At 36.2% G+C, this 15,093-nt stretch carries 14 protein-coding genes; 10 read left to right on the forward strand and 4 right to left on the reverse strand.

Annotated features, from left to right (window positions below):
* Positions 1 to 45 precede the first annotated feature (45 nt).
* A complete protein-coding gene (locus tag G7Y57_RS14005; protein WP_165025346.1) occupies positions 46 to 333 on the forward strand; it encodes a hypothetical protein in 288 nt (95 codons plus the stop codon).
* A 62-nt stretch (positions 334 to 395) separates the two neighbouring features.
* Here G7Y57_RS14005 and G7Y57_RS14010 read toward each other — a convergent pair whose 3' ends face one another.
* Entirely contained in the window at positions 396 to 1,544 is a 1,149-nt protein-coding gene (locus G7Y57_RS14010; protein WP_165025349.1) for an FkbM family methyltransferase, read from the reverse strand.
* 168 nt (positions 1,545 to 1,712) lie between these two features.
* On the opposite strand from G7Y57_RS14010, the gene G7Y57_RS14015 reads away from it, so the two are divergent.
* Both G7Y57_RS14015 and lipA read left to right on the forward strand, forming a co-directional pair.
* Complete coding sequence (locus G7Y57_RS14015; RefSeq protein WP_165025351.1) at positions 1,713 to 3,869, forward strand: S9 family peptidase; 2,157 nt, start codon at positions 1,713 to 1,715, stop codon at positions 3,867 to 3,869.
* Between the two features lie 13 nt (positions 3,870 to 3,882).
* Positions 3,883 to 4,725 carry a lipoyl synthase gene (lipA, locus tag G7Y57_RS14020; protein ID WP_165025354.1) on the forward strand — a complete coding sequence of 281 codons (843 nt, stop codon included), beginning with the start codon at positions 3,883 to 3,885 and terminating at the stop codon, positions 4,723 to 4,725.
* Between the two features lie 143 nt (positions 4,726 to 4,868).
* Here the strand turns inward: lipA and G7Y57_RS14025 are convergent, their stop codons facing one another.
* Complete coding sequence (locus tag G7Y57_RS14025) at positions 4,869 to 5,312, reverse strand: helix-turn-helix domain-containing protein (protein ID WP_165025357.1); 444 nt, start codon at positions 5,310 to 5,312, stop codon at positions 4,869 to 4,871.
* Between the two features lie 378 nt (positions 5,313 to 5,690).
* Between G7Y57_RS14025 and G7Y57_RS18045 the strand changes: the two genes are divergently transcribed.
* The 4 genes from G7Y57_RS18045 to G7Y57_RS14045 are packed head-to-tail and all read left to right on the forward strand — an operon-like array spanning position 5,691 to position 9,119.
* Positions 5,691 to 6,362, forward strand: coding sequence for a hypothetical protein (locus G7Y57_RS18045; protein ID WP_255491463.1), 672 nt, complete (start codon positions 5,691 to 5,693; stop codon positions 6,360 to 6,362).
* Between the two features lie 6 nt (positions 6,363 to 6,368).
* Positions 6,369 to 7,130 carry a hypothetical protein gene (locus G7Y57_RS18050; protein ID WP_255491464.1) on the forward strand — a complete coding sequence of 254 codons (762 nt, stop codon included), beginning with the start codon at positions 6,369 to 6,371 and terminating at the stop codon, positions 7,128 to 7,130.
* A 3-nt stretch (positions 7,131 to 7,133) separates the two neighbouring features.
* A complete protein-coding gene (locus tag G7Y57_RS14040) occupies positions 7,134 to 8,078 on the forward strand; it encodes a hypothetical protein (protein WP_165025360.1) in 945 nt (314 codons plus the stop codon).
* A gap of 6 nt (positions 8,079 to 8,084) precedes the next feature.
* Entirely contained in the window at positions 8,085 to 9,119 is a 1,035-nt protein-coding gene (locus G7Y57_RS14045; RefSeq protein ID WP_165025363.1) for a hypothetical protein, read from the forward strand.
* 67 nt (positions 9,120 to 9,186) lie between these two features.
* Here the strand turns inward: G7Y57_RS14045 and G7Y57_RS14050 are convergent, their stop codons facing one another.
* On the reverse strand, positions 9,187 to 11,544 hold the full coding sequence (locus tag G7Y57_RS14050; RefSeq protein WP_165025366.1) for a family 20 glycosylhydrolase: 2,358 nt from the start codon (positions 11,542 to 11,544) through the stop codon (positions 9,187 to 9,189).
* A gap of 139 nt (positions 11,545 to 11,683) precedes the next feature.
* Complete coding sequence (mdh, locus tag G7Y57_RS14055) at positions 11,684 to 12,625, reverse strand: malate dehydrogenase (protein WP_165025369.1); 942 nt, start codon at positions 12,623 to 12,625, stop codon at positions 11,684 to 11,686.
* A 257-nt stretch (positions 12,626 to 12,882) separates the two neighbouring features.
* Between mdh and G7Y57_RS14060 the strand changes: the two genes are divergently transcribed.
* The 3 genes from G7Y57_RS14060 (at position 12,883) to G7Y57_RS14070 (ending at position 15,059) form a co-directional block, all read left to right on the forward strand.
* The gene (locus G7Y57_RS14060; protein ID WP_165025371.1) at positions 12,883 to 13,773 is read left to right on the forward strand and encodes a hypothetical protein; all 891 of its coding nucleotides are present in this window, start codon (positions 12,883 to 12,885) and stop codon (positions 13,771 to 13,773) included.
* Positions 13,773 to 14,267, forward strand: coding sequence for a GNAT family N-acetyltransferase (locus G7Y57_RS14065; protein ID WP_165025374.1), 495 nt, complete (start codon positions 13,773 to 13,775; stop codon positions 14,265 to 14,267). Before G7Y57_RS14060 ends, G7Y57_RS14065 begins: the two co-directional genes overlap by 1 nt.
* A 123-nt stretch (positions 14,268 to 14,390) precedes the next feature.
* The gene (locus G7Y57_RS14070; RefSeq protein ID WP_165025377.1) at positions 14,391 to 15,059 is read left to right on the forward strand and encodes a hypothetical protein; all 669 of its coding nucleotides are present in this window, start codon (positions 14,391 to 14,393) and stop codon (positions 15,057 to 15,059) included.
* Positions 15,060 to 15,093: the final 34 nt, after the last annotated feature.

The raw sequence follows: 15,093 nt of genomic DNA on the forward strand, positions 1-15,093 counted from the left end.
CAACCGCTTTAATCGTTCAATAAATAGAATAAAAATAATTGTATTATGAAAAAAGTAATTTTTACAGTACTTATTGTCACTTTGCTCTCGGCTTGTGGATCAGTGAATCTGAAAAGGTATAATTCTGCTCTTAAACAAATAGAGTTGGGAATGACGAAAGAACAAGTTGTGTCTCTGATGGGTGACGACTATACAACAGTTGAGAAGATAACTGTAGAGAACAAAGATTATGAAACTATCGAATATAAAGATATGTTTAAGAACCACTGGTTTTTTTCTTTTATAGACAATTCTCTTAACAAATGGTATAAAGAGGTAGAGCCTGAGAAATAAAACCCTTTATTTTTTTGTAGGTAAGTGTATTTTAGCAAGAGTCGATTGGTTCCAATCGGCTCTTACTTATCTGTAAAATTAGGATATGCTATTAATATTTTTTCCGAAAAAGGATTGACGATCTCAATATTCATAAATCTGAAAATGTACTCAGGAACCGCCTCCTTTAGTATCGGTGGTATTTCGAAAAAGTCTTTCCCCGTATGATACATCGATATTAGTAATACAGGTTTATCTCTTTTTATTGTTTCTAAGCCACCTGTTATTGCTGAATATTCTGCTCCTTCAATATCCATTTTTATTAATCCCACTGTACGCGATTTGCATTCACTATCGATAGTCGTTACTTCTATAGTCTGTTTCATCCGTTGATTATTGATAGTCGTCTGGTTTGTAGAGCTGCCCGACAGATGGTCGATGTCTACAAATATTTCGAGAGAAGAGTTCTTGTCACCCAAACCCTTCTTTACAGGAACAATCAATTCCGATTTATTACCTGCTATTGTTTTTTCCAGCAATTCAATATTTTCTTTCACAGGCTCATAAGCATAGACTTGTTTGGGACTATATTTCTTGGCAAACAACAATGCAGTATCCCCAATGAAGGCACCCACATCAAGAAAATCTTTTCCTGCAATATATCTGATTACACTTTCAGGCAAATATTTCAACCCATATTCGTGAATGAATACCGGTTCTTCAAACGAATTATGAGGTAAAAAATAATTCTTATCATCTAACGAAAGAGTATATCCACCGGCTATTTTAGTTGAGGATTGGTACAAATAATTCCTTCTTTTAAACATTTCTGTTTGTTCACTTGTAGCAACTGTTTGCTCATATCCCGGAATAATAGATTTCAGTCGGTTATCAATAAATGAAACAATTGTGCTTTCATCCTCTTGCGGATAGTAATGTTTTGTATCTAAACCGATACTGTTTTCGGTACAGTATTTTACAAAATCTGTGGCAAATGGGTATAAAGGCTGTAAAGGGAACTTACCTTTTTTTCTTTTATTCTGCTTATATTGTATGTAGACGGAGTATACAGGATTGAACGGGTGGAATATTATCTGCCGTATCCATTTAGGAAAACATTGTTTTATTTTATATAGCTTATCGGCCGATGTTCTCGCTTGTTGATTCAATAGTTGTTTCTCATCGATAAGCTGAGTCATTCGTTGGATAATGTAGTCTCTGTTAATTAACATTCTTGTGATTTTAGTGTAATGATTCTCATAGTTTTATGTATAAACATGGAGTAAATGTACAAAATTTAATTATTCTAAAATTACTCTTTTTCCTATTTCTTCTAAGAACCGATAAAATCTATCATCAAAAAATAGGTATATTTGTCATATAAAATATAATTATAACCTATGAAGAAGATATTCAGTTTATTCGCTATTGGTTTGTTAACAGCAAGCCTGTGTGCACAGAGATTGGAACTTAAAGATATAACAGCCGGAAAATATGCCCAGCGTAGTGTACAGCCTGTAACCTCGTCTGCTGACGGTGAATCCTATTTTCAGGTAGATAGTAAGAATACGATGATTATAAAATATTCTTACAAGACCGGATTACCTACGGACACAGTGTTCGATGTCAATAAGGCTCGCGATTGCACGTTCAAATCCTTTCAGGGTTTTGTGATGAGTCCTGATGAAAAGCGCTTGCTTGTTTACAACGATTACGAATCTCTTTATCGACATTCGTTCAAGGCTAATTATTATTACTATGATATTCGTCGGAATCTGGTACGGAAATTGACTCAAAATCCGTCGAAGCAATCCATACCTACATTTTCGCGCGATGGGCGAATGCTGGCTTATATGTCGGATAATAATATATGGCTGGCGAAATTTGACTTCGATACCGAATCGCAGGTAACAAAAGATGGTGCAATAGGAAAAATCATTAATGGAGGTACTGACTGGGTTTATGAAGAAGAATTCGGGACAACATGTCTGATGGATTTCTCTGCTGACAGCCGTTTGCTCGCTTTTGTTCGTTTCGACGAAACGGAAGTTCCCGAATTTTCATTCCAATTGTATGCAGATAGACTATACCCTGATTTATTCTCATTCAAATATCCAAAAGCAGGTGAGGCAAACTCTAAAATATCGTGTAACGTATTCGATATAGATGCAAAGACTATTCGCAAAATGAATCTCCCTACTAATAATGTAGAATACATTCCACGTATAGAATTTCTGCCCGCAGGAGACGAATTGGCCGTAATGACTCTCAATCGTGAACAAAACGATTTTAGCATGTATTATGCGAATGCTCGTTCGGCTGTTGCCCGTCAGATACTACACGAGAAGAACGATCGTTATATCGACTCTGAACTGCTAAATACGATACAGTTTTTTGGTAACCAGTTTACTTATATCAGCGAAAAGAGTGGTTATAGCCATATCTATTTATACGAAAGTACTGGTGTGTTGCAAAAAACACTGACCTCAGGCAATTACGATGTGACAAAACTTCTGGCTGTCGATCCTGTAACTAAAGCGGTATTCTTCGAATCGGCAGAGGAAGGGGCTCTGTACCGTTCGATATATAAAGTTGATATGGTGAAAGGAATCAAAACAAAGCTGACAAATAAGCAAGGAACTAATAGTGCTACTTTCAGTCAAAATGGGAAATATTTTATCAACAGATATTCGAATACTACCACACCTGCACAGATTACGATGAATGATGCAGCAGGAAAAGAATTACGGGTTCTCGAAGCAAATACCAATTTGCAGAATTCATTGGCAGCTCTTCGTATACCTAAAAAAGAATTTATAACAGTGAAGGCTACTGACGGTACAGACCTGAATGCTTATATCGTGAAGCCGGCCGATTTCAATGCTTCGCGCAAATATCCATTAGTAATGGTACAATATAGCGGACCTAACTCGCAGGAAGTACAAGACAAATTCGGTATCGACTGGACGGATTATCTTACAACACAAGGTTTCATCGTTGCAGCAGTAGATGGTCGTGGTACAGGTGCTCGTGGCGAAGATTTCCGCAAGTGTACTTATCTGAATCTGGGTATTAAAGAATCTGACGATCAGGTTGCCGCCGCACAGTATTTCGGGTCGCTGTCGTATATCGATAAAGATAAAATTGCCATCTGGGGATGGAGTTATGGCGGATATAATGTACTGATGAGTATGAGCCGTGGCAATGGAGTATTTAAGGCGGGTGTGGCTATCGCACCTGTTACAGACTGGAAATTTTATGATACGGTATATGCTGAACGTTTTATGCGTACACCGCAACAAAATATGGACGGATATAATGCAGGTTCTCCGATCAAATTGGCAAGTCAACTGCAAGGAAATCTATTACTTATACATGGTTCGGCAGACGATAATGTGCATTTTCAGAATTCGATGGACTATGTTAATGCCCTTGTTAAAGCGAACAAACAATTTGATATGTTTGTTTTTACAGACAAGGATCATTCTATAGGAGGAGCTGCCAATCGAACTTATTTGTTTGAAAAGGTAACTAAGTTCCTCAAAACAAATATGTAACAAATAATTATCAATGGAACACGTAAAAAAACCTGATTGGCTTAAAATAAAGCTGGGTGGGAACGAACGATACACCCAAACAAAAAATATTGTAGAGTCTCATAAATTACATACGATTTGTACCAGCGGCAGATGCCCTAATATGGGCGAATGCTGGGAACGTGGTACAGCAACCTTTATGATTGCAGGCGATATCTGTACACGTTCGTGTAAATTTTGTAATACAAAAACGGGTAGACCATTAGCTTTGGACAAAAACGAGCCTGCCAATGTAGCCGAATCTATACGATTGATGGGTTTACGCCATGCAGTAGTAACTTCTGTAGACAGAGACGACCTTCGCGATTTGGGTGCAGATCATTGGGTGCAGACCATCCAAAAGATTAAAGAAGAAAATCCGAATACGACATTAGAGGTGCTTGTTCCTGATTTTAAAGGTAGGGTTGAGCTTGTTGATATGATTTGCGACGCTGCTCCGAATATTATATCACACAATATGGAGACCGTAAGACGCCTCACACCTCAGGTGAGAAGTGCAGCTAAGTATGATGTAAGCCTTAAAGTATTGAAACGAATAGCAGAGAGAGGATGTAAAGCCAAATCGGGCGTTATGCTCGGACTGGGGGAGACCATCGATGAGGTACTTCAACTGATGGACGATCTTCGTGCTGTCGATTGCTCGGTACTAACTATGGGGCAATATCTTCAGCCATCACGCCAGCATCTTCCGGTAGTAGAATATATACACCCGAATACGTTTAAAGAGTTGAAAGAAGTAGCTTACAGCAAAGGTTTTAAACATGTAGAGAGTGGTCCGCTTGTACGTTCTTCTTATCATGCCGAGAATTCACTGTAAGATTCACACACACTCTCTCTTGTCATTGAGGGCTTGCATTGTAATTTTACTTTGTCATCCCGAAACGTAGTGAGAGATCTATTCTTAAAATAAAAAAACGCATATCCTTAAAAGATATGCGTTTTTCTTATATGCTTTGGCTATTATTTTTTACCGTTTAGTTTTTCTTCTAATTTAGACAACCTGTCTTCTAAGGCTGTATTTCTTTCCTGTTCGGTTTTTAATAAACGTTCGTAAAGTTCAATCACTTTGTCTAATTCATTAAAAGTATTTGTGCTGGAATCATCTGATGCAACATTAATTTTAGCATTATCGTTAACACTCTCGAATGTATTATTTTCGATATAGACAGCAACAGGGTCTTCTTCGAGCATCTTAATCACATCTACGGAAATATCCAGAGCCTTTGCAAACTTTTGCAGAATCTCTTCATCCAGTTCTTCCATTTGCTCATACTTAGATATAACCTGTTGGCTTAATTCCAATTCGTGAGCTATGGCTTGTTGTTTAATGCCACGCGACTGACGCAGTCGTTTTACATTATGACCGTGATGTACTTTCTTTCCTGTTATGTCTTTCGTTTCCATTGGTGTAATTTTTTTATAATAACAAATATACAAATGAAATATTGAGTTGATAGCAAAAGTAAACAAAAAAGTTAAAGGCGTAGTAATTACTACGCCTTGCATGGTACTTTACAATACTTTATAGGTAGTCTTAAATAAAAAATCTTTTTTTCTTTGTTGAAATTTTAATTAAGCATCGCCAAAACATTCACTACACCAACCTTACCTGTATGAAGTCTTTGCTAGCAAAAGACATGTGGAAAGAGATTAATCATTTGATTAGTCTCTTTCTGTTCTAATTTATTATTGTTTGGATAATGTCTGATGGTCTATTGCAATGTCAGTTAATTTAACTTAATTTTACATTTTGGTTTTAAAAATTAATTTAATTGAAATAGTATGAGAAAGACATTTTTATTAATTGTGCTTATTTTTTCTTGCATAAACATATTAGCACAAGGAAATCAGTTTGTTGGTACGAACGATGAGTCATTACCTTTAGGATGGGGTACTAGACTTTATTTTGCAGGAAATGCACTTAACTCTGATGATATATGGATTGCAAAATATAATGTTGCCACTAATCAGACTGATTTACGAGTGAATATTGCCGATGATATTGCAAATAGTGACAGATTTGTTGTTGGAGGGCGTTATTATGGTGATGGAAAATGGTATGAGAGATTTATTGTAACAGCATCAGGAACAGTCGGAATAGGTGTTGCATATCCCAATTGTGCACTAGATGTTAAAGGAGAGATAAAAGCTGATAAACTAACTGTCGCCGGCGATATCAATGCTCGTCAAGTGAAAATAGAAATCAATGCAGGAGCCGATTTTGTTTTTGAATCCGATTATAATCTCAAACCCTTATCAGAAGTCGAACAATTTGTAAAAACAAATAAGCACTTACCCGAAATTCCATCCGAGAAGCAAATGATTGAAGAAGGCGTAAATGTAACAGATATGCAGATAAAGCTATTGCAGAAGATAGAAGAATTGACATTGTACACTATAGATCTCAACAAACAAGTTCAAGAATTAAAGAAAGAATTATACCTTAAAAAATAAAGAATTATGAAGAAAATATTAATTATAGCTGTTGCAATTATATTTTTCACACTAGCAGGCAAGGCTCAGAATATTTATAATACAGATGGTATTCTTATTGGAAATCGAACTATAACTATGAATACAAATAGTCTGACATTTCTAAATGAAGGTAGTGCTCTATCTGTGGGAAATAGTTCTCAAATGTCGGGATTTTTATTGAAAGGTTCGACTGGAGGGAAATTTTTGGATAAAGGTGTCGGATTAGAATTTGCATTACCAGCAGACACTGATGGTAGTAATTTTTGGAGCTTTGGGAGAATAATGACAGTTCCTGGAAATACTTATACACGTAATGCCACGGGAAAAATGGTATTCGGTACCCGAAGGATGTTTAATAAATATAACTCTGGAAGCCAATGGTATTTTGGAGATGACCTTACCATTGATGGAGTTGGTAATATTGGTATCGGAACATTAACTCCACAATCAAAACTTGATGTACGAGGAAAAATTATCGCCGATGAAGTACAAATCAAAGTAAATACGGGTGCAGATTTTGTTTTCGAATCCGAATACAATTTAAAACCCTTATCAGAAGTCGAACAATTCGTAAAGACAAATAAACATCTTCCCGAAATTCCATCCGAGAAGCAAATGATTGAAGAAGGCGTAAATGTAACAGATATGCAAATAAAGCTATTGCAAAAGATAGAAGAATTGACTCTGTATATGATAGAACAGGATAAGAAAATAGAAGAGTTAAAAGAACAACTAAATAATAAATAAAATATGAAAAGAATATTATTTTTAATTTCACTCTCTTTCTCCTTAAGTCTTTCTGCCCAATGGAGCAATACAGGAGATAATGCTACTACCGGAAATCTGACTGTAGGTGATAGATATATTTTGTTAGGGACGGAGAATAAAACTAAACTGGGTCAGTTATATTTTCATTTATTGAAAGAAGAAGGTGCTTTAGGAGAGCTTGCTTTCCGGTATAATAGTGTAGAGAAGGCTATGATAAAAAGTGAATATACATCCCTTGGAGGAAATCTTCAATTTCTCACAGCTCAAAAAAATGCAACTTTTAGTGCGGTTAGGATGACAATCGCGCCGGATGGTAAAGTTGGTGTGGGAGCCTCTGCTCCACTAGCTATTTTTGATGTTAACGATTATAGTCCTAATTCACTAAAATCGGTTTTAGCAAGATTACCCGAGGGGTATAATGTGGGCGACGGAACTTATTTAGGTGTAAAATCATATGCCAGCCAGCCTCTATATGCGAAGTCATTTGCAATTGAGCATGCTTTTTATGGTGATATAAACAGCAGTATCAATTTTTATCGAGGAGCAAGTAAAACTGGAGGGTTTATTACTATATCTGTATCTGATGGTAAAGAATTGTTCAAGTTCTCACCCAAAGGACTTGATGTGGGAGGAGCTATTACTGCCAGATCAGTTGAAATAAGAGTAGATGCAGGAGCGGACTTTGTTTTTCAGCCCGATTATAATCTCAAACCCTTATCAGAAGTCGAACAATTCGTAAAGACAAATAAACATCTTCCCGAAATTCCATCCGAGAAGCAAATGATTGAAGAAGGCGTAAATGTAACAGATATGCAAATAAAGCTATTGCAGAAGATAGAAGAATTGACATTGTATATGATAGAGCAAAATAAACAAATAAAAGAATTGAAAGAAGAGAATTTAGAAATAAGAAAATTACTTAAATAATATATTATGAAAAAGACATCTTTCCTGATATTGATATTCATCAGCCTTTTTGCAATAGATGGCAAGTCACAAACTGCACCTGAAACACCTGTTATTCAAACCAGTCAAATAACAGATTGGAATACACTTCGTAGATCGGGATTTTACGATTGTGACGTCACCAAAACGCCAAATGCACCAAATAAGAACTTTAATTGGTTTTGGGGATTAAATATCGGGCATTCAGTTAATATAGATAAAAGTGTTTCTACGATACCATACTATTATAATGCTCAGATACTAATGGGAATAAATTCGCATGCAGCGGGATTACCATCCATGTATATACGAAGTACTAATAAAGAAGGATTAGGTTTATGGGCAAAAGTACTACATGATCAGGGTACACAAATAATAAATGGAGGATTGGTCGTTCAGGACGATTTTATAATACAAACAGGAGTAAATAATTCCACACCACTAGGTGAATACGGCAAAAAACTCTATTTCGGTAGTGGATCTAATGATAATAATGATGCTATATGGATTTCCAGATATAATTTAGCGGCTGATGAATCAGAATTAAGGATAAATGTTGGAGATGACAAAAGTGATAGATTTGTAGTAGGTAATAGTTACCATACAGATGGTAAGTGGAGGGGCTTCTTAACTGTGCAGACCTCAGGAGTAGTGACAGTTGGATCGCAGGATTTAGGAGGGAATCTAGAAGTTAATGGTGTTATTCGTGCTAAAGAAGTAAAAATAGAAGCAACTAACTGGCCTGATTATGTTTTTAATAAAGAATATAATTTGCCGACTTTGAAAGAGGTGGAAGAACACATCAAAGAATATAATCATTTACCTAATATTCCATCCGAAACTGAGGTAAAAGAGAAAGGTGTAGACCTAGGTGATATGCAAGCGAAATTACTGCAAAAGATAGAAGAATTGACATTGTATATGATAGAGCAAGATAAGGAAAATAAAGAACAGAGAAAATTAATAGAAGTGCAATCGGAGCAAATTAAACATCTGCAAGAGTTAGTAGGTAGCACAAAATAAATTACTTGTAAATAAAAACGCGTATATCTTTTGAGATATACGCGTTTTGCTTTTTATAATCTAGTTCTTATTTAAAATAAGAAGCATCCATTATTTTAAATTCAGGTTCGTCGGCTTTGCGAATAGATACACTTACGTTATCCCATTGCGTAGGCCATCCACCTAGTACAGCACCCAGTCTTACAATCTTCACAGGATGGTAACCTTTTGCTAAAGCAATCGATTTATCGTTGCGAGAAAATCTTCGGGCAGTAGGTGTGCCTTCATCGTTCGTGATTAATTGTTTGTCACCAAGCCACATCTCTGCATCAGTACTGAAATAATATACACCATCTTCAGGAATATTGATATATCCTGTCAATATAGTTGAATATAAATCTTCAGGATATACTTCCATATAGCCTTTAATACGGTACTTAGATTCTTGAGGAGAAGCTACAACGCCAGTCTCATCAGGAGTTTTTCCATCCAGATCACTAACTTTTAATGCATTTCCTTTGTAATATTCTACAACAAGACCCGGTTTGGCATCTTTAGCTTTTTCTACACCTGGAGCATAAGTTTGTTTTTCTAATGTAATAGCACGAGTCTTGCTCATCTTATCAGATAGAAGAACAGAACGTATCTTCAATGTCGTATTTTCAGTAAATACTAAAGGTTTTTCGTATGGTGCCGATTCCAAAGTCGGTTCACTGCCATCTGTTGTATATACCATTCTTGCAGGCTCGGTAGTCTTAAACTCAAGTGTAACACTGTCGGTAAACGCTACGAAGTTGCTCGAAGGCGCTCCAACTTGCTCAGGCATCGGTATATAATAATTTATATTGTGCATATCGAGGCGCACACGTTGGTTTTCGATACGACGCTCGAAGTCCTTATAATCTTTTCTGTCCTTAGCAGACCATGTTACTTCGGCAAGTGCTATAATACGTGGATAAATATCAAATTCCATATAATCCTGCGTATAATTATACTCGTTCCACATGTTTGCTTGCGCACCAAGTATATGTTTTGTCTTATCAGCATCCAATTTATCAGGGATAGGCTCATAGCTGTATGTTTTAGCTAGGGTAGTAAGTCCTCCGATTGTAACAGGAAGTACTTTAGAATCGCCTTGATAATGGTCGAAATACAACCAACCGCCCGGAGTCATAATCACATCATGCCCCATGTTTCCTGCATCTATACCGCCTTGTTCACCTCTCCAACTCATAACTGTAGCTGTAGGAGCTAATCCTCCTTCAAGAATTTCGTCCCAACCTATCATTTTTTTATTGTGCGTTAATAAGAATTTTTCGATACGTTGAACAAAGTAGCTTTGAAGTCTTTCTTCAGCAGAATGATCTTTATCCGATTTTAAACACAGTTCTTTAATACGTGCCTGACATTTAGGGCATTCTTTCCAACGATCTTTAGGACACTCATCGCCTCCGATGTGGAAATAATCACTTTCGAACAAAGGAATAACCTCTGTCAGTACATCTTCAAGAAATGCAAATACAGAATCGTTGCCAGCACAGTATACATCTGTGGCTACTCCCCAATAGTTGCGTACATCTATTTGTTTTCCTGTGCACGAAAGTTCAGGATATGCACTTATAGCGGCAACACCATGACCGGGTAATTCTATTTCGGGTATAACTTCAATAAAACGTTCTTTAGCATAAGCTACAATATCTTTCACTTCATCTTGTGTATAGAAGTTAGGCCCTACAGTATTGCCTTCTCCTTCTACTCTTTTTGCTCCGATTTCGGTGAGCTTAGGATATTTTTTTATCTCTATTCTCCAGCCTTGGTCTTCGGTCAAATGCCAGTGGAATTTGTTAATTTTGAACATTGCCAGCACATCAAGTTGCTTTTTGATGAAATCAATATCTGCAAAATGGCGGCAAACGTCTAAATGCATACCGCGATAAGAGAAACGGGGCTCGTCTTTAATTTTTACAGCAGGAATGTTCCATGCAATGTTTTTGATACGTACAGGACTTTCTATTTCGGCAGGGAGCAATTGCAGAACAGTTTGCATACCATAGAAAATGCCTTGTGGCGTTTTGGCCTGTATGTCGATGCCGTTAGCTGTTACTTCCAGCAAATAGCCTTCGTTATTAACAGGAGCATTGGCATCGATAGATAGAGTGATGTAGTTCATCGCAGGCTTGTCTTTTTCTATCTTAAGATCGAAGCCGGTTGAATTTTTGATTTTAGCAGCAAAAAATGCAGCTACTTTGTTTACGTTTTCATCTCCTGATACAAATACTGTACCTTTCGATAAGTTGAAAATTCCTTCATTTTGGGTCAGTTCCAGTGGGGTAGGTGTTACGTTTATACCCTCATTGTAAGGTTTCTGCACAAGTGGCTCGTTATTTCCACACGATGATACTAGCAATGCTAATGCCATAGAAACCATTGGTATTAATTTTTTCATGGGCGTAAAAAGGTTTTTAATTTAGCTTTTGCAAATATATAATTCTTTAGGTTAGTAAAATAATTTATTAACATATAAATGCAAAAAGCACATATTATAATTAATATGTGCTTTGAGTTTTATTAAGATACTAACTGTTTTAGATAGCTCCTGTTTCTTTCAGTACAGCGTTTGTTTTGTGTACAGCAGCGGCAGACGCTTCGAATTTTTCTTTTTCGTCAGCAGTCAGTTTGATATCGATGATTTTTTCCCATCCGTTCTTACCAAGAACAACAGGTACACCAATACAAATATCATTTTGTCCGTATTCTCCTTCAAGAGCAACACAGCAAGGGATTACTTTCTTTTGGTCGTGAATAATAGATTCTACTACATAAGCGCCGGCAGCACCGGGTGCATACCAAGCTGATGTTCCAAGAAGACCTGTAAGGGTAGCACCACCAACCATAGTATCAGCAACTACTTTATCAAGCACTTCTTCAGATAAGAATTCAGATACAGGAATACCTTTATATGTAGCAAGGCGTGTAACAGGAATCATTGTAGTGTCACCGTGTCCACCGATAACCATTCCTTCAACTTCGTTAGGATTGCAACCTAGAGCCTGAGTCAAATAGTATTTGAAACGAGAGCTATCTAATGCTCCACCCATACCGATTACACGGTGTTTAGGAAGGCCTGTAACTTTAGATGTCAGATAAGTCATAGTATCCATCGGATTAGAGATAATCACAAGGATAGCATTCGGAGAATGTTTTAGAATATTTTCAGATACAGTTTTAACAATACCTGCATTTACACCGATTAGTTCTTCACGAGTCATACCCGGTTTACGAGGTATACCCGAAGTGATAACAACTACATCAGAGTTTGCTGTTGCCGAATAATCGTTTGTAACACCTACGATACGAGAATCGAAACCCAGTAATTGAGCTGTTTGATTCATATCCATAGCTTTACCTTCCGATACTCCTTCTTTTACATCAAGCATTACTACTTCGTCTGCTACTTCGTTTAATGCAAGTACGTTTGCACATGTTGCTCCTACATTACCAGCACCAACAACTGTTACTTTAGACATAATAATTTAGTTTTTGATTTTTATATAATATAATAATTTCTTCTTTTTTGGTATACTAAGATAGCTGTAGCTGTTATATAGATGCTATCTATGATGCTTTTTATTCTAACAAATGTACATGCTTATTCTGAAATAATGAAGATATTTGAATGTAAAATTCTTTTGAAGTATTAAAAAAAACGAAAGAGTTTTATCATTTTGTACAATCTATTTAAAACATATATATTTGTACCCAAAGTTATATAGTCGAAAATTATATGGAAACAGAATCGAAAAGTAATACTAAATTATTAATAGGAATTATAGTTGTACTAATAATAGGCATGGCTGTAGCCGGTTATTTTATTTTCCATCAGAAGACTCAACTGGATGAGATGCAGGAAGAAAGCTTACTTACTAAGCAGCAGCTCGAAGATGAGTATGAGAGCATGACGATGCAGTATGAAGGATTTAAAATCAATCTGAAAAACGATTCTTTACTTCATCAATTAAATAACGAACAAGCTAAAGTTCAACGCTTATTGGACGAGCTGAAAACGGTAAAAGCTGATAATAAGGCAGAAATCAGTCGTCTGAATAATGAATTGGCTAGTTTACGTAAGATTCTTAAGTCATATATTGCCCAGATAGATTCACTGAATCGCGCAAATGCACAATTGAGACAGGAAAATAAAGAAATAACTGATAAATATCAGGCAACTAACAGGACTCTGAATGAGGTTTCGCAACAAAAAAATAACCTGACAGAGAAAGTTACTTTGGCTGCTAAGCTGGATGCGACAGGTATTAGTGTCTCTGCTACAAATAAAAAAGGGAAAGTTCAAAAGAAAATAGATAAGGTTGAACAGCTTATTGTGAATTTCACAATCACAAAAAATATTACAGCCGAACCGGGTGAACGTACTATCTATATACGAATAATGAAGCCGGATGATGACGTGTTGGTTAAGAGCAGGACAAATGTTTTCCCTTTCGAAAATGGTGAAATCAACTACTCGATGAGGAAGATAATCGAGTATGGAGGTGAAGAAGTTCCTGTAACTATGTACTGGAATGTAGAAGAATATCTTATGCCGGGAACATATCGTATAGACATATTTGCTGATGGTAGCCGTATCGGTTCCAAATCATTCACAATGGATAAATAATGAAAATACACGAAGCAAAAGCAGAGCATATCTGGATTATTCAATCATTATCGAGCCGTGTGTGGCCTCATACATTTAGAGAAATTTTGTCCGAACAGCAGATTGCATACATGATGGATATGATGTACTCCGATCAGGCGCTCGAAAAGCAAATGAAGGAACTCGGTCATCATTATCTGTTGGTTGAAGAACAGGGCGAATATCTGGGATATGTATCTTACGAATTAGATTATAAAGGGAAACTTTGGACTAAGGTTCATAAAATCTATGTTTTGCCTTCTACTCAAGGTAAAGGTGTGGGGCGTTTGTTTATAGAGGCTGTCGGTAAAATAGCTAAAGAATATGGCAACTTGGAGTTATCCCTCAATGTAAACCGATACAATAAGGCTGTTGATTTCTATAAGAGAATGGGATTTGAAGTCATTGGAAACGAAGATATTGATATTGGTAATGGTTTTTTAATGGAGGACTTTATCTTAAATAAGAAACTGTAAATAATCGTTAATTGTAGGTTAAATTTAATAAAATTCGTAAGTGTACTTACGAATTTTCTGTTTTCTTAAGGGTGTATTTCTTATCTTTGCACATATTAAGATTTTAAACTAAAAGAATTTACTATGAGATTAAGAAATCTATTTATTTTATTCGCAGTGGTGGGATTGTTACTCCCAGGTTTTTCATCGTGTAGCAGTGATGATGACGATGATGTTATCAAAAAAAGTATAGCTGGTACTTGGAAGATATCAACACTAGAAGCTGGGGTTGAGACTAATAATGAAAAAGCAACGGCAGCTATCAAAAAAAGTATTGAGGAATTTCAGTTTTTAGAATTTTTGAAATTAGCTGATCTTACTTTCAATGAAGGTGATACTTTTGAAGCGGTTCTTGATATGTATCCTGGAGAAGAAGATAAATCTCCTGTAACGCTTAAAGGAAAATACACATTTGAAAATGATGTTTTATCTATTAATAAAATTGAATCTATTGATTTGGGAACATTAGGAGAACTTATTGGATCATTGCCCCCAGGGTCAATTGAGGGATTAACTCCAGAAGTAATTCAAAACCTTCCTGCATTGGCTAACGGTTTTCTTCCTTTTAAAATAATTATATCGAATCTTTCCGAAAAACAATCGTTTACCGGTACAGTGCCATTAACAGATATCTATAAAGATCCGGCAAAAATTGAATCTGTTTTAGATGAGCAAAAAGTGACTGATGTTGATCCGGCTACGGTGGAAGTAAAGAAAGTCGAGGTAGTTGTAACGTGTGTAGCTGCCAAATAAAATAATATTCTATTGCATTATATAAAAGAGGTTG

Origin of the sequence: Dysgonomonas sp. ZJ279 (assembly GCF_011039205.1) — a bacterium.
Classification (GTDB): domain Bacteria; phylum Bacteroidota; class Bacteroidia; order Bacteroidales; family Dysgonomonadaceae; genus Dysgonomonas.